This window comes from Streptomyces venezuelae (assembly GCF_008642295.1).
In the GTDB taxonomy this organism is placed as follows: Bacteria; Actinomycetota; Actinomycetes; order Streptomycetales; family Streptomycetaceae; genus Streptomyces; species Streptomyces venezuelae_C.
The window spans coordinates 7,408,437-7,430,989 of the sequence record NZ_CP029190.1 but is presented as its reverse complement, the minus strand read 5'-3'; the positions used below and the strand labels follow the sequence as shown (position 1 = coordinate 7,430,989).

Below are 22,553 nucleotides of genomic sequence, written 5' to 3'. Positions count from 1 at the left end.
CTTGCCCAATCGGTCACGGGAGGCTTGCCCAGGGAGAGGGCAAGCCTCCCATCTGCGCTTTAGGGCTGCGGGCATGCCTTCGGGCAAGCCGCGCTGAGGAGTGTGTACGGCACGAGATCCGAAAGGAGACGTGCTGTGCACGACGCTTCGCGCCCCGCCGCCGGCGGCGGGTACTTCGACCGGCTGGACGCCGACTGGGCCGCGCTGTGCGCGGACCCCGCCCTCCGGACGGCTGTGACCGACTGGGTGACCGATGGCCACCTGACCGACGAGCTCGCGGCCGTGACCGATTCCTGGGCCGGCGCCCTGACGCCCGAGCAGCTCCTCGCCGCGCTCCGCCCGCCGGTCGACGGCGTGACCGATGCGCTGACCGATGCCGTCCTGCGCGCCCTCCTTGAGCGCGCCGCCGGCCGTGACCGATCGGCCGCTCTCGCCGGCCGCGTGATCGTCCAGGCGATGCTCCCCGCCATCGTCCGCATCACCCGCGGACAGGTCCGCGCGACCGGCGGGCGTACCTACGACGCCGTCGGTCACGTGACCGTGGCCGCCCTCTACGAGGTCGCCCGGGCCGGCCGCATCCACCTCCGCCCCGGCCGGCCCGCCGCAAACCTGACCCTGGACACCTTGCGGCAGGTCCTGGCCGAGCTCGCTGCCGAGCGGACTCCGGCGGGGGAGGGCCTCGAGGCTGCCGAGCAGATCGCCGACCCGGCGCCGGGCCCGTACGAGATCGCCCGCGCCCGCACCGTCCGCGAGGCCGCTGTGGAGGCCGGACTCCATGCGGGCCCGGCTGCCGACGCCTCGACCGCTCCGGCCCGGCTGGAGCTCCTGGAGCTCCTCCTCGATGCAGTCCGCGACGGCGCCCTCTCCACCGTCGAAGCGCAGGTGCTCGCCTGGCGCCACATCAGCGGCGGCATCCCGGACGCCGAGGCCGCTGCCCGGGCCGGGACCACGGCCGGAGCCTGGCAGCGCCGCCGGTCGCGGGCCCTGGTCCGCCTCACAGCGTCCCTCCGGTCCAAGGCCGCGGCATGAAGGGGACTAGCGCCGCGGCCACCGTCCGCTCCCCCCTTTGGAGATGCGTCTTGACCACACCCGCCGCCGCGCACTCGCTGGACGCGGACGAAGAGCGCGTCACCCGCGCCCAGCGTCTGCTCATCCGCCTCGGCGCCGCCCTCGTGGCCCGCCCCTTCGACACCGGCATCCACGAGAGGCTCCGCGCTTTCCTCGACGAGGACGCTGAGCCTGTCCTCGCCTCGCTCGCTGTACTGAGCCGCCGGCCCGAAGCGGAACTCCGCAGCCGGATCGAGGAGCTGGCCGGCCACACCCTGCGCTCGGCCGGAGGCACGGGATGAGCGCCGTCCGAACCGGCCGCCGCACGCCGCCCGCACCGGTCGAGCCGCAGAGTCCGGCCGTCCAGGAGCCCGGGGCCGAGCAGGGCGCCGGCTGGGTCGGTGGCTGGTCGACCGGAGCGCAGGCCAACTCGGCCGCGCTGCTGCGCTGGCTCCTGTGGGGCCTGATTGCGCTCGGGCCGCTCCTCGGCACGCTCGCCTACCTGTCGGCGCCTGCCACCTCCGCGGCCCCGGCGCCGAAGACCGCCCCGTCCGCGCCGACCGCGAGCGGCGGCCAGGGTGCGGCCGGCTTCGCGACGTTGTTCGTCGCCGCCTACCTGGCCGCCGGCCGCGGCGATGAGCCCAAGCTCGCCGCCTACTACCCGCCGGCCGCCAACCTCCAGCTCGACGGCGTCTCCGGCCAGCACCGGGGCGAGCAGCTGACCGTCGTCCGGCTCCGCCAGACCGACATGACGGTCTGGGCGGTCACGGTCGCGGCCCGCGTCACCGGCGCCACGCCGTCGGCCACGCCGTCCACGCAGCCGGGCGCCGTGGCGGCTCCGGCGGCCGATGCCGTGCGCTATTTCCAGGTGCCCGTGGCCACGGCTCCTGGCGCCGGCGGAGCGACCGCGTACACCGCGCTGGCCCTGCCGGCCGAAGTCGCCGCGCCTGAGCGGGCCAAGAGCCCAGTACTGGCCTACGGCGCGATGCACCCGGCGCTGCCGTCCGACCCCCGCACCCAGGCCGTCACCAGCTTCCTGACCGCCTACCTCACCAAGGCCGGCGCCGAGCTCGACCGCTACCTCGCCCCCGGTACCCGCCTGGCCGCGCCGTCCCCGGCCCCGTACACCGGGATCGCGGTGGATCAGCTCGCCGTGGAGAGCGAGACAGGCGGCGAACCGGTGGTCTCGGTCCCCGGCGACGGCACCACCCTGCGCCTGCTCGTCACCCTCCGGGCCACCGGTCAGGACGGGGTGCGGCTTCCGCTCGCCTACGCCCTCACCCTCAAGGCCCGCGCCGGCCGCTGGGAGATCGCCAGCCTCGACGGTGCCCCGGCCATCACCTCACCGACCCCGGCCCCGGCTGCCACTGGCGCCCTGGGCCAGGCAACCACCCCCACCACATAGAAGGAGCATCGTCATGCCTGACACCGTCACGCTGGCCGCGGGCTGGATCGAGACCGTCGCAGGCCTCGGCACCGACATCAGGGGCCTGATCTTCAACGTGGCTATCCCGGTCCTGTGCGGGATCTTCGTCGTCGTCATCGGCTGGAAGACGAAGGCACCCGGACCGACGATCATGGCCGCCATCTTCGCGGGGATCCTCTGGGGCCTGTCCTCCAACATGGACACCCTCAAGAACAAGACGACCGAGGACATCGTCCAGTACCAGGGCGGCCCCAACGCCGTCCGGAGTGACCAGTGATGGACGCCGCGGGCGGCGGCGAGCTGGACTTCGAGCTGATCGGCCGCTGCTACACCAAGGCGCGGCGCGCCCCGCTGGTCCATGGGGTGATCCGGGACGTCAACGGCGGCCGGGGGATCCGGCTGCCCGGCGGTCCCTACACCCTGACCCAGCTCGCCGGGATCGTCGCCACCGTCGCCGCCCTGATCCTGACCCGCCCCCTGTGGGGCGGCCACGGCTGGCTCGACGTCGCCGTCCTCCTGGTCCTGCCCGCCGTGGTCGCGTTCGTGCTGCGCCACCTGCACATCGACGGCCGCAACCCCGCAGCCGCCCTGCTGAGCATCGCCCTGATGCTGGCCGCACCGCGGCGCGGCCAGCTCCGCGGCCGCACCTACCGCCCCGCCCGGCCCGCCCGCGGTGACACCCTCATCCACCTCCCCGCCGACGAACTGTCCGCCGGCGCCCCGCAGAGCGATGCCGCCCCCGCACCCGAGCCCTGCCCCAGGCCGGCCCGCCACCGGCCGCTGGCACCCGCCGTCCAGCCGCCGACACCCGCCGGGCCTTCCGCGCCCGCCGTACCTGCCGTACCTGCCGTGCCTGTGGCCTCGGGGGTGCAGGCCCTGCTCGCCCGCCGCGCCCCTACGAACCGCACCTGATTGGAGGACTGACAGTGATGATTGCTGTGGCTCCGCTCGGCGGTCTGACCCCAGGACTGACTGGCGCTTCGGCTGTCCTTGGATCGATTCGTCGGCCGTCCGGGCGGAGCCACGGCGCGCGTGGCCGGTCGGGCTTCTGTGACTTCATAGGAGCCCGGCCAAAGGTCCCATCACTGACTTGTCCGTCTGCCCGACCGGCCCGTGCCCTCCCACACACGCCGGGCGGAAGGACACCAGGCTCCAGCATGGCAGCAGACGAGATAGCGGTCATCGGTGGCATCGACACCCACACAGACCTCCACCAGGCCGCGGTGATCGATACGATCGGCCGGCACCTGGCCACCGAGGCGTTCCCCACCACTCCGGACGGCTACCAGCAGTTGCCGGACTGGCTGCGCTCGCACGGCGAACTGCTCGCGGTGGGCCTGGAAGGCACCGGCGCCTACGGCGCCGAAGCCGCCCGCTTCCTGGCCGCGAACGACGTCACCGTCATCGAGGTCGACCGCCCCGACCGCAAGGCCCGCCGGGACAACGGCAAGTCCGACCCGGTCGACGCCTACGCCGCCGCCACTGCCGTCCTGTCCGGCCGGGCCTCGGGCACCCCGAAGACCCGCAACGGCATCGTGGAGGCCATCCGCACCCTGCGAGTGGCCCGCAGCTCGGCGGTCAAGGCCCGCACCCAGACCATCAACCAGATCCGCAATCTCATCGTGACGGCGCCCGCGGCGGTCCGGGAGAAACTGCGTGGCCTGTCCACCGGCGAGCTGATCGACACCCTGGCCCGGTCCCGTCCCGTCGGAGACCTCGCCGACCCGGACCACGCTGCCAGGGTCACCTTGCGCAGGCTCGCCCGCCGCTATCAGCGGCTCTGCGAGGAGATCACCGAAGCCGACGCCGACTTGGGCCCGCTGGTCACCCGGGCCGCACCACGGCTGGTCGCGCTGCCCGGCATCGGTCCCGAGACCGCCGGCCAGTTGCTGACCACCGCGGGGGACAACCCCGACCGCCTGCGCTCGGAAGCCTCCTTCGCGCACCTGTGCGCCGCCGCCCCGATCCCGGCGTCATCGGGCCGCACGAACCGGCACCGGCTCAACCGGGGAGGCGACCGGCAGGCCAATCGGGCCCTGCACACCATCGTGCTGGTCCGCATGCGCTACGACCAGCGCACCCGCGACTACGTCAACCGACGCACCGCCGAAGGCATGACCAAGAAGGACATCGTCCGCTGCCTGAAACGGTTCGTCGCCCGCGAGGTCTACCGACACCTGCCGCATCCCCAGATCACCGCTGACCAACTCACCCCAGCCGCTTGACGATCTATAGGAGCTTCGATGCGCTTGCCGATCCGGCACGTCCAGAGCAACTTGATCTTCACCACCCACGGCACCGTCTGGGCCGTCTGGCGCGTCGCCGCGACCAACTACTCCCACGCTCCTGCCGTCGTGAAGAAGCGCCGCCTCAAGGGCCTGGAGGGCCTGTTCAAGGCGATGACCGGCGAGCCGATGCTCATGAGCCTGTGCCCGCAGATCGACCCGACTGCGGTGGTCCGCGCCATGGTCGACGACATCGACCTGAAGCGCGCTCCGCGTTACGAGAGCCTCGGGCACGCGGTCCTGGACCAGCTGGAGGACATGGAGCTGACCGGGCGCACTGACTGGCTCGCGCTCCCGCTGCCCCCGCTGAACCAGAAGGACGCGGTGCTCTCCGCGTTCCGGGCGGCGCGGGCGGAAGTCTCCCTGCAGCTTGGGCTGATGCCCGCGGTCGTCACCGACGCGGAGGTGCGACGGCGCCTGGAGCAGGCCGAGCGGATCCAGGCGCAGTGGCCGACCGGGGTCTCGATGCGGCCGGCGTCCGAGGCGGAGATCCTGTGGATCTACGGCCACTCGGCCCGTCGCGGGCTCGCCGAGCCGTTCCTCCCGGACGGCACCGAGACCCCGGTCCGCGGGCGGGGCCGCAACGTCGCGGCGCTGGGGGAGATCCTCGTGGGCGAGGGCGGCGCCGACTTCAACAGCGGGCCCGCGCTGCCGGCCAACCCCTTCACTCGGCGGTTCCTCCAGGTCTCCTCCGAGTGGGGCGACTCCTACCAGGCCCTCCTGGCCCTGAGCGAGATGCCCGAGGCCTTCGCCCTCCCGGGCGCGGCCTACCTCGACGACCTGGCCTACCCCGTCGACTGGACCGCCCGCCTGGTCATCGTCCCCGGCTCGAAGGCCGAGCTCAAGGTCCGCAAGCGCGCCCGCCATCTCAAGGCCCAGGCCGCCGAGTACGAGGGCGACCCGGCCGGCCCGCCAGCCGCCGTCGCCCGCAACCAGCAGGACAACGAGGAGTACCACGAGCGGCTGACCGCGAACCGGCGCGAGGTGGAGATCCGGGCCATGGTCACCCTCGCCGTCTGGGGCAACAGTCCCGACGACGCCATGGACCGCGCCGCCGCCCTCGCCTCCGACTTCGGCTCCACCGACTACACCTTCTCCCGCCCCGCCGGCGAGCAGGCCAACCTGTGGCAGGCGATGCTGCCCGGCTGCCGCACCCCCCGCGTCATGGCCGGCTACGCGCAGATCCTCCTCGCCCACGACTTCGCGATGGCCATGCCCTGGTGCGGCTCCCAGCTCGGCGACGACCGCGGCGGCCTCTACGGCTTCCAGGTGGCCTCCGGCGGCGCCCGCCCCGTCCTCATCGACCCCGCCCGCGGCCCCCGCGAGAACGCGAGCGCCTCCATGGCCTGGCTCGGCGAGCTCGGCGCCGGCAAGTCAGTCGGCATGAAGGGCGCCGTCTACAACGTTCTCGCCCGCGGCCATCAGCTCGGCCGGCCCGGCAGCCGAGGCCGCGCCGTGATCGTCGACCGCACCACCGACCAGGAATGGGCGCGGTTCGCGAAGGCGTGTCCCGGCACCACGCAGCTGATCCGCATCGACGACACCGCCGAGGTCTCCCTCGACCCCCTGCGCTTGTATGTGAAGAACAGCCCGCAGGTCGCGGCCCGCTTCACCGAGTCCTTCCTTACCCTGCTGCTCGGTGTCCGGCCGATGGACCTCGAAGGCGTCGCCCTGTCGGAGGCGGTACAGGCAGTCCTTTCCCGACCCGAGCCGTCGATGCGCGCTCTGATGGAGGAGCTCACCGCACGCGGCGCCGGTGACGCAGCCGCGCAAGGCCTGGCCCGCAAGCTGGCCTCGGTCGCGCGTAAGGACCTCGCGCGGGTGGTGTTCGACGAGACGCTGCCGGTCGTCGACACTCAGCGCGCCGACAGCGTGGTCTTCCTCGTCAGCGCGCTGCAGCTGCCCAAGAAGTCCGAGCTCGCCAGCGAGCACCGCATTCAGCGGCTGGAGTTCGAGAAGGTCTTGGGCCGGGCCCTGATGTACCTGATCGCCGCAGTCGCCCGCGAGACCGCGATGCGCTCCCGGGACGAGTTCGCCGTCACCGTCTTTGACGAGTGCTGGTGGCTCACCTCCAGCGACGAGGGCCTGGAGCTGCTCCTGGAGCTCCTGCGCGACGGCCGCAAGCGCAACGCCGCCGCGTACGTCGGCAGCCACGACGCCAACGACATCGGCCCGGCCGACAGCGAGAAGGGAGTGATCGTCCGTGGTCTCATCCCGCACCGGTTCGTCTTCCGGCAGACCAGCCGCACCCTGGCCGCCCGCTCTCTGGAATTCCTCGGCGTGGATCCCACCGACAGCGGCCTACTGGACCTGGTGACCGGCGGGCTCTCCCCGCTGGGGCTGCCGGAGGACCAGCGCCGGGCCCGCGCTGGGGAGTGCCTCTACCGCGACCTGGCCGGCCGCATCGGTCTCATGCGGGTGCTCATCCCCCGCGACCGGGCCATCGAGCGCGTCATTCACACCACCCCGACGAGCGAGCAGGCGGCCGCATGAGGACCTTGCGCGCTCCGTTCCAGCGGCTTCGCCTGCTCGGCACCGCCCGCCTGCGTCTTGCCCTGCTCGTGGCGGCGCTCGCCGCGACCGCCTTCACCATGCTCACCTCGCTGCCGGCCCTCGCCGAGCCGCGCCCGACCCCGACGCCCACCAGCCCTCCAACGAGCAACCCCCTCACCCCGAACCCGCCCGGGACGCGTACGCCCACCCCGGAGGAGCTCGCCGAGATCGAGAAGATGATCGCCGACCTCAACAAGCGGGTCGCCGCCGGGATGCAGGAGGCGTACCTCAAGGCCGAGGAAGAGCGCCTGCGCGAGCTCCTGCCCAACGAGGGCGGCGTCCTCGCGGTCTTCAACGTCACCGACGAGCGGAACCTCCCGATCTCGGCCTACACCGTGAAGTCGGACACTGGCGGCCTGGCCGATTGGGAGCTCGGGATCCAGAACCTCATCACCGAGCTCTGCTTCATGATCACCAAGTGGGTCATCGCGTTCTGCTGCTGGCTCATCGCCTGGGCGCTCGGCTTCGGTCTCGCCAAGCTCCTCCTGACGCCCGTCCTGTCCGTGGCCAGCTCCCTGCACACCCAAGTCATCCTCCAGATGGGGCTGCCGTCCCTCTTCCTGTCGGTATGCGCCCTGGTCACCGTCATCCGGATCTTCTTCGGGGACCGGGCCAAGGGGTGGGGGGACGCGGCGCTGTCCATCCTGATCGCCGCACTCACCGCCACCCTGCTGTCCTCGCCCCCGCAGCTCCTGCTCGGTGAGCAGGACGGTGCCATCGCCGCTGCCCGCGGCCTGGCCCTGGAAGTCGCCGACGTCATCCTCGACGCCAACACCATCCCGAAGACGACCCCGGACGAAGACGAAGACTTCGCGAGCACCCGGGCGCTCTCCCGGCCGCTGACCAACGCCCTGACCGACGCGTTCATCGTCAAGCCGGCCATGCTGCTCCAGTACGGGCGGGTCTTCGAGGGCGAGTGCGCAAGGAAGTACTCCGACACGAAGATCACGCAGCTCGCGTACGAGCGGGCGCTGAACCAGCAGATGGAGCGGCTGAAGAAACTCAACCGCTTCCAGGCCTTGATCGACCCCATGGGCGCGCAGGTCAACGAGTGGACCATGCCGCTGGCCAAGCAGTGGGCCCTTGACCACTTCGGGAACCCGCCGATGGAGCAGTTCGAGAAGGACTGCGTCGAGGGCGACGTACAGGCCGCGAAGCGCGCCTCGATGGACAAGGTCGGCGGCGCGTTCTTCCTTCTCGTCGCCGCGCTGATCGTCACCGTGCTGATCGCCGGTCTCGCCGGCAGCTTCCTCGTCGCGCAGTGCCGCATCGCCTGGGATGCAGTGCGGGCCGAACCCGCGCTCGTGGCCGGCCTGCTGCCCGGCGCCGGCCGCGGCTACCTGTGGGACTGGGCGGCATCCGTCCTGCACTCTCTTGGGCAGCTCCTCGCCTCCATCATCGGCCTCTCCGTCCTCATCCTCGTCATCCAGGCCGTCCTCGACCCCGTGCAGCAGGACTGGGGCACCGAACTCACGCTCCGGTTCCTGGCCGTGGACATCGTGTGCATCGGCGCGATCAAGAAGCGCAAGGCCCTCACGGTGAAGTCCAGGCATGCCGCGGCGAACTTCCGCGCCAAGATGTCCTCCGCCAGGATCGGGGGGACCAACGGCTCCGTCTTCACGCCGTCCCCCGCCCCGGTGCCGAAGAACCGGTCCATCGCCCGCAAGGTCACCCGCGGAGGGGTCCGCACCGCGATGGTCGGAGTCGCCGTTGCCTCGGGCAATCCGATCGCCGCCCTCGGCTACGCGTCCACCTCCAGCGTCAGCACCGTCGCCCTGATGAACCGGCTCCAGTCCGGGGCAAAGGGCGGCGGCCACCGTCCGGCCCGGCCGGCGGGCCAGCCCCAGCCTGGCAACGCGGTGAACCCGGGCCAGACACCGCCCGTTCCGCCTCAGCCCGCCCAGCCGCAGAACCCGCCGCCGCAGGTGCCCAACCCGCCCGGTACCCCGGCGAACCAGCAGCTGCCGGGAGGCCCGGCGACCAGCCAGGCCACCGGCCACAATCAGGCCACCACCACCGCGAACCAGCCGAACCCGCAGGCGACCCGTCGCCAGCCCCGCCACCAGGTCCCGGCTCAGCCGGCGGCATCGGCGCGCCAGCAGCAGCTCCGCCAGCGCCTGGACCGCGGCACCCCACGCCAGCCCGGTACAAGCCGCGTACCCTCTTCGATCCCGCGGCGGCCGAGCGATGCGTCCCTCGGCCGAAACGAGGAACGGGAGCTGAACCGCCGTCGCCGTCAGCAGCGCCGCTCATGAAGAAGTTCAAGCGCTGGCTCGCCGGTGTCGCCGGGCTGCTCGGGATCGCGCTCGTCCTGCTCGCCGCGATCGCAGCACACGTCGCGGGCCTCGGGCAGAGCGAGGCCGAGGCCGCCGCGGCTTCGGCCCGCTGCCCCGCCGGGGGGCAGCCGGGCCTCGGGGCGGACACCGCCGAAACAGCCCGCAAGGTCAAGGAGATGCTCGCCGGCAGTGGCGACGTGAACGTCCCGGGCCTGTCCCAGCCCAAGAAGCAGATCCCCAACGCGAAGGTCATCGTCGCGACCGGCATCCAGAAGCGGGTGCCGGCCCGCGGGCAGGTCATCGCCCTCGCCACCGCCCTTCAGGAGTCCACGCTGGTCAACCTCGACCACGGCGACCGCGACTCCCTCGGCCTGTTCCAGCAGCGGCCCTCCCAGGGCTGGGGCACCCGCGAGCAGATCATGGACCCCGTCTACTCCTCAGGGAAGTTCTACGACGGGCTCGTGAAGATAAAGGACTGGGAGCAGATGCCCGTCACCGTGGCCGCGCAGAAGGTCCAGCGCTCCGGGTTCCCCGACGCGTACGCCAGGCACGAGCCTCTCGCGACCGCTCTCCAGCAGGCCATCGCGCCGACCCTCGGCGCCGCTCCCGTCGGGCCGCTGCCGGGACAGCCAGGTCTCCGCGGAGGCTTCGGCCCTGGAGGATGCGCCGGCCAGAAAGGTGGCAGCGTGGACTTCGGGGAGATCCCGCCCGGCTCGCTGCCCGAGGGGTACCAGATCCCGGCGACGGCGCCGATGGAGGCCAAGGCTGCGATCCGCTGGGCCCTCGGCCAGCTCGGCACGCGGTACCAGTGGGGCGGCAGCTGCACGAACCCGCACGGCCCCAACCCCTCTGAACGGTGCGACTGCTCATCCCTGACCCAGCGCGCGTACGGCGTCGCCGGCAAGGAGATCACCAGAACCACGTACACGCAGATACACGACGGCCGAGGCGTCCCCGCCAGTCAGGTGCAGCCGGGAGACCTGCTGTTCTCCCGCGGCACCGCAGCCTCACCCGAGCATGTGTCCATGGCGATCGGATACGGCTACGTGGTCCACGCGCCGAAGCCGGGCCGGGTCGTCGAGGTGACCAAGCAGGCGAACGTGGGCGAGATCCTCGTCGTCCGGCGCATCGCCGGCTGAATACCACCGCGCCCGCCCACCCCAACACGCAAGAGGGCGGGCACGGACAGGTGATCAGCGCTGGATCGTGACACAGGGGCGCTCGCTGCGATGGCCGAACGTGGAGCAGATGCGGTCTCCGTGCCAGAACGACCGGCCCACCGGCCACTTCACAATCTCGAACTTGTGCCCGCCGTACTCCACCGACTCAGTCGCCTTCCACGACCCCACCGTATGGACCCGCTTGCCGCCCCGCAGCACGAACACCTCGGCCCGAGCCCCCGGGTACCAGCCGTTCAGAGTGGCCCGTACCTCCTTCACCTTCAGGCCCTCGCCGATCACGCCGACGCCCACCGGGCCCTTGTCGGCTCCACCGCTCGCGTACGCCGGAGCCGTGCCAGCCAGCAGAAGGGCCACCGCAGTCATGTAGATCGCTTTCCTCATGACGAGATCAACGGCGCCAGCGCGGTAAAGGGCACTCCCCCGGGCCAGGCTGTCGTTTGACAGCAAAGTTGGTCCGGTGCGGCGTCCTGGCCTGGCCTGGCCTGACTACGCTGGATGTCAAACGATCAGGCCTGTCTGTGCCAGGACGTACCCTGGCCGTGATCGTTGTCACCGGCGGCCTGTAGCTTCCTCGCATGGCGAGGTATGCAGATCCAGGTGCGGTCGAGTGGGTGGAGTCCGGTGGCGGGCCGTTGATCGTTGTGCCCGAAGCAGTCTTGTCTTCGTGGTCTGGCGCAGACAGCGACGGGTCTGAAACCGACTACGACAGAGCCTGTGGCGTCGATGGGTACGCCGGCCTGGTGGCGGTCGGACAATGGCAGGCCCTGGTCCTCGGTGATGACCCCGCCTCGACGTCCTTCCTCCCGGAACATGGCCTGTTCGTGCGGTGGTGCGCCGCCGAATCGGAGGAGGAGCTTCTCGGCAGCGTTGATGCCGCGCTCGCAGATGCCGCCTGGGAGCCTGAGCAGCATTGGGACGTGCCGGGACCAGTGGTGTTGTTCGACTCGGGTTGGCCAGGTGACGAGTTGGAGCCAGAGAACCATCTGCGGGTGGAACTGAGGCCAAGGATGTATTCGGTGCGTGCCGCGTATGTGGAACCGAATTCGAATACCTGGCTCAGCTTGGTTCAGCTTCGGCTCCTTCCATAGCGATGGCCCAGGACTGGTAGTCCCGGAAGATCCGAGCGAGGCCGTCCGGCTGCTCTGTCGTCCGCGCGGACATCGACGACCACCGCCGAGCCGTCCCCCGGCGCACGAAGCAGTCCGGAGCGTAACGACGCTCACGGTTGCCGTCATGCCAGTGCAGCCAGAGGGGCTGCGAGGCCATCCCGCCACTGTGGAATCGAAGTCCATCAGCAGGAGCCGGTCCCCGTTCCAGCCACATTCGAACCCCACATACTGTCCGGTCGTAGCCGCCAGTACCAGCCAGGGAAATGACGCTCGCCTCGCGACCAGCGAAAGCGCCGCACTGGAGCGACGTCCTCAAAGCGGGCCCTCACACAGTCGAGCAGCGGACGCCTCAACCGGTCACGCACGGCACTCACGTACGACAGCTCGACACATGCTTCTACGGACACGGGCCGCCTGGCCACACGCTCCTCAATCGCAAAGGGAAGGTAAAGCATTCGGGTGTGGTGTCTGAACTTGCCGCGAGTTCCTACTTGGTCCAGGTGAAGGGCTTCTCCTCACCCGACCTGGAGGCACCGTGCAGCTCACCGCCCCGTCCCGGCCGGCCCCAGGCCGGCCCACATGAGCCTCCCCGGCCTGCCGGTCGACGAGCTCCTCGCCCAGCTCCAGACCATCCTGAGTGCCACCGCCCCGTACATCCTGGCTCTCGGTGTCCTGGGCGTGGCGGTGTGGGTGTGGTGGACGGTCCGGCGCGCGGGGCTCGTGCGGGAAGCGCTTGCCAGCCGGGTGCAGGTTGAGGTGATCCCGACCGCGACCTTCGACCCCGGTGAAGGGGAAGTGGGGCGCTGGGCCCGCCAGCTCGGGCGTGTGTATTACGCCGCCGGCGGTGTTCCGGCCCGCGGATCTGCGGTGCGCCTTCGGTATACCGCCGTGGGGGGAAAGATGCGCTGTTACATCGAAGGGCCGGCTGCCGCGGCCTCGATCCTGAACATGCCGGGCTTCGCCGAGGTCGAGGTCCGTACCCGGCACGGCCAGGCCGATATCCGCCCGGTGCGCTTCACCGGCCCGGGAGAAACGCCGTGACCGCCGCCATCTCCCTGGCCAAGCTGGCGCAGGCGCCTGCCGCCCGGGCGAACGGGCGCCGGTACGTGCAGCGCGCCGAGCTCGCTCTCGGCTTGCCCGACTACAAGGCCCTGGCCTCCCTCGGCCTGAGCCCCGACCCGCTTCAGCAGCTGGCCGCGGCCATGGCCTCCGTACGCACCGAGGACGGAGAGCAGGCCGAGGCGGTCTTCGACCTGGTCCCTGTCTCCGAGCAGCGCCTGGCCCGCCGCCGGCGCCGCCTGATGGCTCGGGCCGCCCGCCGGGGCCCGTCTGCGTACGGCGAGCGCCTCACTGGCGGAGGCGGCGGAGGCGGCTTCTGGGACTCGATGACCTCCGCCTGGTCCGGCGGCGCCAGCCATTCCAGCCGGTCCGGGCGGATTCCGCGGCAGAGCGACCTGCGCGAGGGCGTCGGCAAGCTCGAACCCAGCGCGGGCGCGGTGTTCGCCGTGCAGATCCTGCTGCGCACCGAGGCAGCCCACCCGCAGCTGGCTCTGGCCCGGATGCACCGGCTGATCGCGGCGTTGTCGATGACCTCGGGGGCGAACTATCTGAAGGTCCACCGGCCCCGCAGCTGGTCGGTCGGCCGGTTCGAGCGCCGGTTCGCGAGCGGGGAGTTCGCACCGCATCGCAGGCAGTGGTTCACTGTGCCCGAGCTAGCCGGCTGGCTCAAGCCGCCGACGGTGAAGTGCACCGCCTCCAGCGTGGTGCGTTCCGGCGGGCTGGTCCCGCCGGCCCCGGCAGACCTCCCCGTCTACACCGGTCAGCGGGACCTGATCCCGCTCGGCGCCGTGGTCTGCCCCGACGGCCGCGAGCGGCTCGCCGCCGCCCGTGTGCAGGACCTCCTCTTCGGCCTCCAGGTCGGGAAGGCCGGTCACGGCAAGACCGAGGAAGCCCTCGTGCAGTGCATCGCGATGGCGCACTCCGGGTACGGGTGCTGGTTCCTCGACCCGCACGGCGAGGGGTGGGCCCGGGCCAAGCCCTACCTCGCCCACCCGCAAATCGCCGGCCGGCTCTGGGAGATCAACCTTGCCAAGGCCGGCCCGGACCAGCCGGTCGTGTCCTGGAACCCGTTGTCGATGGAGGGCCGTACCCTCTGCGATGTCCAGGACATCGTCCGCTCCGTTACCGAGGGCATCGCTGCGGCGCAGGGCTGGGGCGACAATGCCCCCCGCGCCCGCACGATCCTGGCCCGTGCCTCCCAGGCCCTGGCCCTGCTCAACCTCCAGGCCGTCCAAGCGGGCGCCCCCGAGGCGCAGTGCACGTTGTTCCAGCTGCGGACCTGGCTCACCGACGAGGACTGGCGCCAGCGGCTCCTGCCCACACTCCCCGACCGCGTCCGCGCGTACTGGGAAACCACCTTTCCCAGGCTCGGTCCCGATGCTGTTCCGACCGTCACCTATGCCATCGACCGTCTCGACACCAGCCAGTCCCTCCAGGGCTTCTTCGGGAGCCCCCGCTCCGCCTACGACGCCCGCCATGCCATGGACACTTCGAAGGTGGTGTTCGTCTGCCCGTCCGGCAGTGAGAGCGACGCCCTGGTGAGCTGCCTGCTCATCCACGATCTCCACCGTGCCGGCCTGTCACGTCAGGACACCCCGCGTGAGCAGCGGGCGGTCTTCTGGGCGTGGGGTGACGAGCTCACCTCGCTGGACAGCAGCAGCAAGGGCTTCCTCGCCGCCATCGCCGAGCAGCTGCGCAAGTATGAGGTCCGCTTCATCGGCATGACCCAGATGGCGCTCCGCCTGAGCCCCACCACCCGCCAGGCCCTCCTGCAAAACCAGTCCTGGCTGTCGACGTGCGCGGCGGACTACGACGAAGCCGCCTTCGTCGCCAAGCGCTGGAACGGGCACGTCAGCCCGGAAACCATCACCGAACTCCCGAAATACCACTACGTGATGTCCGTCAACCTCAACGGCACCCGCACCACACCCTTCCGGGTCCGCGGCCTGCCCGTCGACGAGATCTTCGAGCACTACAACAACCCGGCCGGCATCCCCACCCTCGACCAGGCAATCGACACCAACCTCAACCGCCGCCCCCTCAGCGACATCCTCACCGACCTCGAAGTACTCGACACCGTCGTCCTCACCCACCACACCGGCCGGCACCACGACGGCCGGCACCCCGGCAGCCCGAGCATCGACGACCCCACCAGCATCGTCGACTAGAAGAAGGAGAACACCCCATGCCCTACCCGCAGTCCGCCCCCACCGGGCTGGGCCAGATCGCCCAGCAGGCCGCCCAGGTCCTCTACCAGCACCGCCTGGTCTCCACCCGCCAGCTCCACCGGCTCATCACCCCGCACCACACCCGCACCGAATACCTACGCCGCCAGCTCCACACCCTCCGTGAAGCCGGCTTCGCCGAGGCCGTAGGACGGCGCAGCACCGGCCAGAGCGAACTGCTGTGGTGGCTCACCGAAAAGGGCGCCCAAGCGGTCGAAGCCGTCGGCCTGCTCCAGCCCCGCGCGTACCGGATGAGCCCGGAAGCCGCTCTCGGCCCGCTCCAGGAACACACCCACGCCGTCATCGAAACCGGTACTGCCATCGTCGAGCACGCCCGCCGCCTCGGCCACGAATGCGGCCCACTGGACTGGTCACCCGAGACCGCGCACTACTACCGCGACGAATCCCGCCCGGGACAGGAACTCTGCCTCATCCCCGACGCCGTCCTCAACTACATCCACACCGAAGGCAAGCAGCGCACCCTCCTCACCTTCTTCATCGAAGTCGACCGCACCCAGATGACCATCGCCCGCCTCGCCCAGAAACTCCACGCCTACGCCGCGTACTACGAGTACGTGCCCCAGTCCCACACAGGCAAGAACACCCCCGGACAACGGCGCCATGCCACGATCCCGGCCTGGCGCCACCGCTACCCGGTATTCCCCCGCCTCCTGCTGATCCTCACCGGCGCAACCGAAGAACGCCTCACCCGCCGCACCACCGACCTACGCTGCCTCGCCTCCACCGACCCCTCACTAACCTCCACCCCACTCCGAGCCGCAGTCACCACACTCAACCAACTCCACACCCACGGCCCATTCCAACCAATCCTCACCCCGCTCCTCGGCACCGGAAACCTCACCAACGCCTGGATCAACACCCCCAACCCATCACAAGAAACCTGACCAACAAACACAAACCCCGCCACCACACTCGGGTCGGCCTCGGCGGCTCCTGCGGATCCCCCTGGCGACTCGTCGACATCGGCTGCGGTAAGAGCGCTGAGCACCCGCCTCGCGCGGCAGCAGGAGGCTCATCGTGGCGAGGTGACGAAGCTCCGCAAGGCCCTGGGAGTCGCGCAGGGCGAGAACCTGGAGCTGCGTCGGCGCCTGGCCCGTCATGAAAGCGATTGAGTGATGGTGGCCCGGGGTGAGGGTCAGCCCACGGACGCACTCCAGCCGGCTCCGGCCGCGACGAGCAAGGCGCCCTGGTGCAAATCGAGGCTGCAGGCAGCAGTGGGCTTCCCCACCTGGACGAGCGGGCCGGGCCCCTGGAACGCGGCGGCGTGGAGGCGGAAGGAGTTCGGCTCGGTGCAGCCGACAGTCCGCAGTCGCCAAGGTCCCGAAGAGCTCTTGTCAGTGCTGGGCGGCAGAGCGAGTTGGAGCTGCGCGGCGGCCGGACGCTCTGTCTGGTAGTCGGTGTGTGCCGCCGTCCAGGCGGCCATGACGAGAGCTGCCTGCGAAGGCGTGCCGGACACGGGCGAGCCGTCGGTGAGGGAGGAAGGTGTTCGTTCGGGCGCCCGGGGTGTCTCGATGATGTCCGGGCGGCCTGCGCGTTCCCTGAGGACCGCGGCGAACCAGCGTGTGAGGCCCGGGCCGCCATGGCTCGCCCAGGCTCGGATCACGTCCTGGAAGGCCGCCTCACGGCGGCGGGCGCCGCGTTGTGACCCGGCGGCCAGGATCGCTGCACCCGCTCCCGAGAAGGCCCGGCACAGCTTCAGCACGGGAACGCGATCCGCACAGGCGGCATAGCGCACCGAGCGGAGCTCCAACATGGAGTGGTGCAGAAGCACGGCGGCAGCGTGCGCGTCGGAGCTCAGATCTCCGCCCGGCGGCCGACGCGGGCGGCCCGACCCGCCGGTTCGGGGCGGAGTGACCGCGTCCGCGCGTCGACCAGCGGTCGACAGATGCCATGAACGGTCGTCCAGGTGGTACTCACCACCGGCGGCGCGGAGCCGACCGCCCGGGCCCAGGGAAATTCCGACCTCCCGCACTCCGGCATCCAGGACTACTCCCCGCGTGCCGGAAAGACCGAAAGCGATGCCGGTGACACCGTCCAGCCACACGTTCAGCACAGCGGGAGGCCCAGGCTCATCAACAGGAAACTTCCGATCAGCGGCCCGTGTGTCCGTTGCCCGGACACCGGCCGCGCGGAGCCGGGCCGGGCCAGGCCGGGCCATAGATGCGGATGTCCTGACCGTCGGCGGTGATGTCGGCGCCGAAAGCGCGCAAGAATACGACACGGGTGTCACGCTGGGGACGGCCTCGAAGACCTGGCTGGTGCCGACGGTCGTCGACTGACGCACAGTGGGCCCGCGTTCGAGCCATTACTGCCGGACCGGTCACCGAAGCGGGGCGGACGATGGCGTGATCACCTTCAGGTGATCGACACGATCGCGTTCAGGACCACACCGGCAAACCGCGGATGGTCCTGCCCGAACACTTCGGCAGGTCACCGGCCGGGCTCCACCTCGACCGCGTGGCGGCGCAGTCGGCTGTACTCGGCCAGGAGCCGGGCGGTGCGGCGCGTTCGTACGCGGCCGACGCGGGCCCCTGGTCCCGGCGGACCAGTCCCAAGTCTGGTACTTGGTGGTCCGCCACCGCGGGCGCGTCCCCGGTGGCGGACCACATCAGGCCGCTCAGCTGATCATGGTGTAGGCGGGCGGCCACTACCTCTCTGTTGAATCGTCCACACGCTCAATATCGGACCATAGCGGCCCCTTGCCGAAGCGAGCGAGATAGTCCTCCAGAAGGACGTAGGGGGCGGCATTGACGGGATTTCGATCTTCCCACACGGTGTCACATTCCTCACACACCGAGAAGGTCTCAGATCGACCGATCACCCGATATTCCCTAACCCACCCCTGTTCACACCGCGGACACCATTCCTTCAACGATGACTCCTCCTTCAGGATTGCGGGAAAGCGGTAATCACTGCTCCCGTTCCCGCAACTACTACAATCCGCAATTTTGTCTCTCCGGCCCTACCCACCGGTCGACCCATATCGATGACGTACTTCATGGGATCAGATGGGTCGGGGGCACCCTTCTTCGCCCATGCCTCGTCGAGCAGCTTGAGGACCTTCGCCTGCTCAGTTTCCACGAAGAGGCTGTGTGCGGGCTTCGACGGATCCGGCTGGGTATGAGCCATGACGTGGTCCAACCGATGCCCATGGACAGAGCCCGGTCCGTATTCCAGGCCCCCGGGGGACTTGAACTTGTTGCCGCCGAGATCGGTGAAGCCTGTGGGGCACGTCGTGTTGTGGACGAGCAGGGACGTGGTCCCTGCCATGACGAAGTACGTGTGGAGGTCTGCGACGGTGAGGTCGTACGCGGGCTCCAGACCAGTCCAGTGTCGGATAGAACCGACCTGGGCCGCCGCACCCTGGGCAGTGAGTAGCGTGTCGCCAGCACGAAGCGCACCGGCGTCGGTCCATGTGCGGTCCTTGACTGACCAGAAGGGATGATGATTCGTCGCCGTGATCGTCGCGCCGGCGCCGCGTTCGGCGAGAGTGATTTCGGTGAATTTGCGGTCGTCCGGCGTGTGGATGGTGGCTTGCACCCGTCGTGGGCCGCTGTTCCCTGTGAGGGGGTCGGCAGCCGCGACGCTGTCGCCGACTCGGATCTTTTCGATGGGTTTGGTTGATCCGTTGCCCATGAGGACATGGGTGCCGGCGGGGAAGCTGTGCTTCTTGCACGGGTTCGCCTTGAAGATGTTCTTCAGCTTTCCTAGAACATCGGCGTTGCTTAGACCGTACTTCTCAAGAAGACGACCTCCCTTTACCGCGAAAGCGCCCCATCCAACACCAGGCACAGCCGCCAGGCACGCCAGAGATGCGTCCTTGAGTGCCTGTTCGCTGTTACCGAGGCCCGGCTGGAACTTATACAGTTCACTTTCGACTCTGTAAATAACGCAGTTCGCCAGGTCGGCGGGCTCGCCGACAATCGGCGCCGCACCCGTGCCGTCAAGAAGCAGATGCAAGTACTCCATAAGAGTCATGCCCGGCGGTAGACCCTGACGGTTGGGATTGGCCAGCCACGTGATCAGCGCGTTGAATTGTGCAGCATCCGAGTTCTTGAGCTCGGCCGCCTCATCGGCTGCTCGCTCCCGGATCTCACGTTCGATGTCCGCCTTGCGGCGGTCCTCGGCATAGCGTTCCAGGGCTTCTTCATATCTGCCCCGGACGACGTCCAAGCTGAGGCCGGCGTTTTCCGCCGACTTCCGTGCCTGTTCCGCGGCTTGGTAAGCGCTGGCGGCATATCCGCGTGCGGCGTTGGCGCTGGCCTGCGCTCGGGCGGCGGAGTAGCTGGCTTGGCTCGCGCTGGCGCGTGCCTGTGCTTCTGCCTTACGCGCGGTGGCAGCGGAGGCTGCGGCCTTGTCAGCCGAGGCGCGAGCGCGGTCAGCCGATGCCTTGGCTGCCTCGGCGTGACCGGCAGCCTGCTTGGCGTGGTCGGCTGCCGTCTTCGCGTGGCCGGCGGCCTGATCTGCGTAGCCCTGGGCGTTCGCGGCCGCCGAGGCCGCTTCGTAGGCGTCCTGGTAGGCGAGGGCGGAGACCTGGCTGGAGGTGGAGATGAGGCCTTGGACCTGCTCGATGTGGGTGGCGGTCAACAGGTCGCGGCGCTTGGCACGGTGTTGGCCGGATTCGATGAAGGTGATCAGGTGGGTGTCGGGGCTGGCGAGGGCGACCTCGGCAGCCGACTTGAGCTCGAGGCCTCCGCCTTCGGCCATCCGGGCTGCCTCGACCCGGTAGTCCTCGATCCGGGCCCGGTACTGGGTTATGGAAAGGAAGGTGTCCAGGGCCTTGGGGTCTGGGTTGTCGAGGGCAGCCTTGGCCGCCTCCTTCACCCCAGCGCCGCCAGCCTCCGCTATCTTCGCGACCGCGATCCGGTTGTCCGGTGCCGCTGCCTGGTACTGACCTTTTGTCCAAAACGTGTGGACTGTGGCCTGATCACTCGCCAGCGCGGTCGCTGCGGCGTTGCGGACAGTCTCGTGGGGAGACTCTTGGGACAGGTTGTCGACGGCTTCCCGCTCGTCCTGGTCCTCGGCCAGCTTCCAGCCGGTGCGGGCGTAGAGGACGACGGCGTTGTCGTCGCCGGTCAGTGCCGCCCCTGCGGCTGCCTTGCTCCAAGGGCCGCGGACCTGCATGGCCAGCAGGGCCATCTTCCGACCGGTGGCTGCGATCTGGGACGGCTGCGCGTCAGGCTTGACCGCGTCGGCAGTCAGGGAATCGAAGTCGCTGTCGAGCTTGATTGCGTCCTCGACCTTGCGATCCGCGGCGGCCTTGGCCGCGTCCATTTGTTCCTTCGTGTCCCTGGCTTCGTTCACGAGCAGGGTGGTGCGCGCCGCGACTTCTTCAGCTTCGTTCTTGCGCGCGGTCTCTTGTACCTGCTTGGCCTTCTCGACCGCGGCGCCTGCTGCCTGCGCAGCCTTCAAAGCCTCATCAGCGTTGATCTTCGCCTGGTTCGCGGCCGCCTGGGCGTCACCGGCGTGGTCGGCGGCTTTGCGAGCGGCTTGGGCGGCCTTGAGCGCGTGCGCCGCAGATGAGCGTGCCGCATCCCGGGCCTGGCCCGCGGCGACAGCCGCGGCGTGCGCGTGGGCCACGGCGGCGTCCGCAGCCCGCTTGGCTTCTACCGCGTGCCGTCGTGCAGAGGCTGCGGCAGCCTTAGCCTGGCCCTCGTGGGCGCCTGCCTGGCCGGCCCAAGCGGCGGAGTCGTCCGAGTGCTTGGCCGCATCGTTCATCGCCTGGATCGCGCCCGACTGGGCCTGCATCGTGATCTTCAGGACTTCGAGCGTGACGCGCGCGGCCTCGGCGGAGTCGGCCATCCTGGAGGCGAACTTCGAGACAGTCTCTGCCTCAGCCGCGATGTCCTCGTAGACCTTGCCCGACGCTGCTGCCTTCCACGCCCTACTCGCGGCCCGGGAGGCCTGGAGGGAAGCGTGGGCGGCGTTCTGAGCGGCGATCGCGGCTGTCTGCGCAGCCGCGTTGGCGGCGCGGGCTGCGGCAATCGCGGCCTTGGCCGCGTCCGCGGCACGGCGGGTTGACTCGGCCGCGCGACGGGCCGCGTCGGCGGCCTTGACTGCATCGTTCTTCGCCGCCTGCGTCTCCGCAGCGGCCTTCGCCGCTTCCTTCTTCGCCAGCTCGGACGCCGACTTCGCCTTCTCGACGTTCTCCTGGGCGCTCAGCTTGGCCTTCTCGGCCGCTGCCGCGGCCTCGGAAGACTGCTTGGCCAGATCGCTGATCGTGGCGTGTTCCCGGTCCTGTGCGCGGGCGACGTGCTGCCCATAGGCGAGGAACTCGCGGACGTCATCGATAGTGCCCGCCAGCGCCTGGGCTGCGGCGCGCTTGGTGGAGGGACCACCCGTTGCCTCGATCTGCGCCACACGGACGCGCGCGTCGTCGTCACGCTGCTTGTACTGACCTTGGCTGAGGAATGTGCGGATGTTCTCGATGGATCCGCGCATGGCCGTGTCACCGGCCTCGCGGACGCCGACTCCGCCGGCCTCGGTGACTTGGGCGGCCTCCACCCGCTGGTCTTCGGCCAGGGGGGTCTTCCAGCCGTCCTTCATGAAGGTTTCGAGCTGTTCCGGTGTGCCGTTGAGCGCAGCCTGTGCGGCCTCGCGAAGGGCGGGGCCGCCGTCGGTCACGAGGGTGAGTGCAGCTTCCCGGCGGTCCAGGTCCTCTGCGATCTTCTGGCCGGTGGTCAGGAAGGCGCGAACCTGGTCGTCGTTACCGGACAGTGCGGCACCGGCGGCGGCCTTGACGGCCTGGCCTCCGGTATTCCAACTCTCCAGAACGCGCTGACGCTCCGAGAGCTGTGGTGGTGCTGGTTCCTCGGCGACGGCAGGTGCCGCGGAGACCAGCCCGGCAAGCAGGGCGAACGGCAGAAGTCCACGGCCGGCCATCCCAGCCAGCGCATACCCCTGCCGCCACAACCCGGCCTGCCGGCCTGTGTGGTGACGCACGAAAAAATTTCCCCTCTGAAAACGCGGGCAGATGACCCGAAAATGGCGTCGCAGAAGCTGCACCTCTCAAGGAGGTGCAGACAGCGCTGGGGCCCCCTTCTGCAGACACTCGCAAACGGGCCTGCCGCCCCCATACTTCGCGGCTTCCCCAGGCCAGAGGGGCAGGCGGTCAACGAGCGCGCACACCGTAATCCGATGGGAACGGCGTTCGCAACATTCCATCCCGCTCCGCCCAAGCGGCGCTCCACGGCATCTAGCGTGGACTGACTACAAATCAAGAGGGTTGCACACTAGGGTATTTATTTTACCTGCACTTTGCGTTCTGTCTCGCGATGCCTACTCAACAGCAACCGATGGAGGCAGGCATCCGAATGAGGAGTTACTCTTCCTGCGGCCCCCAGGCGATCTTCGACCGTTCGTCAACCCGCG

The 22,553-nt window shown here is 69.9% G+C and carries 16 protein-coding genes; 13 read left to right on the top strand and 3 right to left on the bottom strand.

Annotated elements, in window-relative coordinates:
* The first annotated feature begins 135 nt into the window (after nucleotides 1-135).
* From DEJ50_RS33235 to DEJ50_RS33195, 9 genes are all read left to right on the top strand, one after another.
* A complete protein-coding gene (locus tag DEJ50_RS33235) occupies nucleotides 136-1,029 on the top strand; it encodes a hypothetical protein (protein ID WP_223838037.1) in 894 nt (297 codons plus the stop codon).
* Nucleotides 1,030-1,079: 50 nt separating this feature from the next.
* Nucleotides 1,080-1,349, top strand: a complete 270-nt coding sequence (locus DEJ50_RS33230) for a hypothetical protein (protein ID WP_150211709.1) — start codon at nucleotides 1,080-1,082, stop codon at nucleotides 1,347-1,349.
* Nucleotides 1,346-2,452 carry a conjugal transfer protein gene (locus DEJ50_RS33225; protein ID WP_150211708.1) on the top strand — a complete coding sequence of 369 codons (1,107 nt, stop codon included), beginning with the start codon at nucleotides 1,346-1,348 and terminating at the stop codon, nucleotides 2,450-2,452. The genes DEJ50_RS33230 and DEJ50_RS33225 overlap by 4 nt, the downstream gene beginning before the upstream one ends.
* A gap of 13 nt (nucleotides 2,453-2,465) precedes the next feature.
* On the top strand, nucleotides 2,466-2,750 hold the full coding sequence (locus DEJ50_RS33220) for a hypothetical protein (protein ID WP_150211707.1): 285 nt from the start codon (nucleotides 2,466-2,468) through the stop codon (nucleotides 2,748-2,750).
* On the top strand, nucleotides 2,750-3,385 hold the full coding sequence (locus DEJ50_RS33215; protein WP_150212522.1) for a hypothetical protein: 636 nt from the start codon (nucleotides 2,750-2,752) through the stop codon (nucleotides 3,383-3,385). The genes DEJ50_RS33220 and DEJ50_RS33215 overlap by 1 nt, the downstream gene beginning before the upstream one ends.
* A gap of 245 nt (nucleotides 3,386-3,630) precedes the next feature.
* Nucleotides 3,631-4,698 (top strand): IS110 family transposase, encoded by a 1,068-nt coding sequence (locus DEJ50_RS33210; protein ID WP_150211706.1) that lies wholly within the window; start codon nucleotides 3,631-3,633, stop codon nucleotides 4,696-4,698.
* A gap of 18 nt (nucleotides 4,699-4,716) precedes the next feature.
* The gene (locus DEJ50_RS33205; protein WP_150211705.1) at nucleotides 4,717-7,251 is read left to right on the top strand and encodes an ATP-binding protein; all 2,535 of its coding nucleotides are present in this window, start codon (nucleotides 4,717-4,719) and stop codon (nucleotides 7,249-7,251) included.
* Nucleotides 7,248-9,566, top strand: coding sequence for a hypothetical protein (locus tag DEJ50_RS33200; protein ID WP_150211704.1), 2,319 nt, complete (start codon nucleotides 7,248-7,250; stop codon nucleotides 9,564-9,566). Before DEJ50_RS33205 ends, DEJ50_RS33200 begins: the two co-directional genes overlap by 4 nt.
* Nucleotides 9,563-10,726, top strand: coding sequence for a C40 family peptidase (locus DEJ50_RS33195; protein ID WP_150211703.1), 1,164 nt, complete (start codon nucleotides 9,563-9,565; stop codon nucleotides 10,724-10,726). The genes DEJ50_RS33200 and DEJ50_RS33195 overlap by 4 nt, the downstream gene beginning before the upstream one ends.
* Nucleotides 10,727-10,780: 54 nt before the next feature.
* On the opposite strand, the gene DEJ50_RS33190 is transcribed toward DEJ50_RS33195, so the two are convergent.
* Nucleotides 10,781-11,131 carry a hypothetical protein gene (locus tag DEJ50_RS33190; protein ID WP_223838036.1) on the bottom strand — a complete coding sequence of 117 codons (351 nt, stop codon included), beginning with the start codon at nucleotides 11,129-11,131 and terminating at the stop codon, nucleotides 10,781-10,783.
* 212 nt (nucleotides 11,132-11,343) lie between these two features.
* Here DEJ50_RS33190 and DEJ50_RS33185 point away from each other — a divergent pair, with 212 nt between their 5' ends.
* From DEJ50_RS33185 to DEJ50_RS33165, 4 genes are all read left to right on the top strand, one after another.
* Nucleotides 11,344-11,856, top strand: coding sequence for an immunity 21 family protein (locus tag DEJ50_RS33185; protein WP_150211701.1), 513 nt, complete (start codon nucleotides 11,344-11,346; stop codon nucleotides 11,854-11,856).
* Between the two features lie 600 nt (nucleotides 11,857-12,456).
* Entirely contained in the window at nucleotides 12,457-12,918 is a 462-nt protein-coding gene (locus DEJ50_RS33175) for a hypothetical protein (protein ID WP_150211700.1), read from the top strand.
* Complete coding sequence (locus DEJ50_RS33170; RefSeq protein WP_150211699.1) at nucleotides 12,915-15,104, top strand: ATP/GTP-binding protein; 2,190 nt, start codon at nucleotides 12,915-12,917, stop codon at nucleotides 15,102-15,104. The genes DEJ50_RS33175 and DEJ50_RS33170 overlap by 4 nt, the downstream gene beginning before the upstream one ends.
* A gap of 17 nt (nucleotides 15,105-15,121) precedes the next feature.
* Nucleotides 15,122-16,066 carry a replication-relaxation family protein gene (locus tag DEJ50_RS33165; RefSeq protein ID WP_150211698.1) on the top strand — a complete coding sequence of 315 codons (945 nt, stop codon included), beginning with the start codon at nucleotides 15,122-15,124 and terminating at the stop codon, nucleotides 16,064-16,066.
* Between the two features lie 251 nt (nucleotides 16,067-16,317).
* Here the strand turns inward: DEJ50_RS33165 and DEJ50_RS33160 are convergent, their stop codons facing one another.
* Complete coding sequence (locus tag DEJ50_RS33160) at nucleotides 16,318-16,953, bottom strand: hypothetical protein (RefSeq protein WP_150211697.1); 636 nt, start codon at nucleotides 16,951-16,953, stop codon at nucleotides 16,318-16,320.
* A 1,115-nt stretch (nucleotides 16,954-18,068) separates the two neighbouring features.
* Nucleotides 18,069-22,124: a polymorphic toxin-type HINT domain-containing protein gene (locus DEJ50_RS33155; RefSeq protein WP_223838035.1), complete on the bottom strand. Its 4,056-nt coding sequence runs from the start codon at nucleotides 22,122-22,124 to the stop codon at nucleotides 18,069-18,071.
* Between the last annotated feature and the right edge of the window lie 429 nt (nucleotides 22,125-22,553).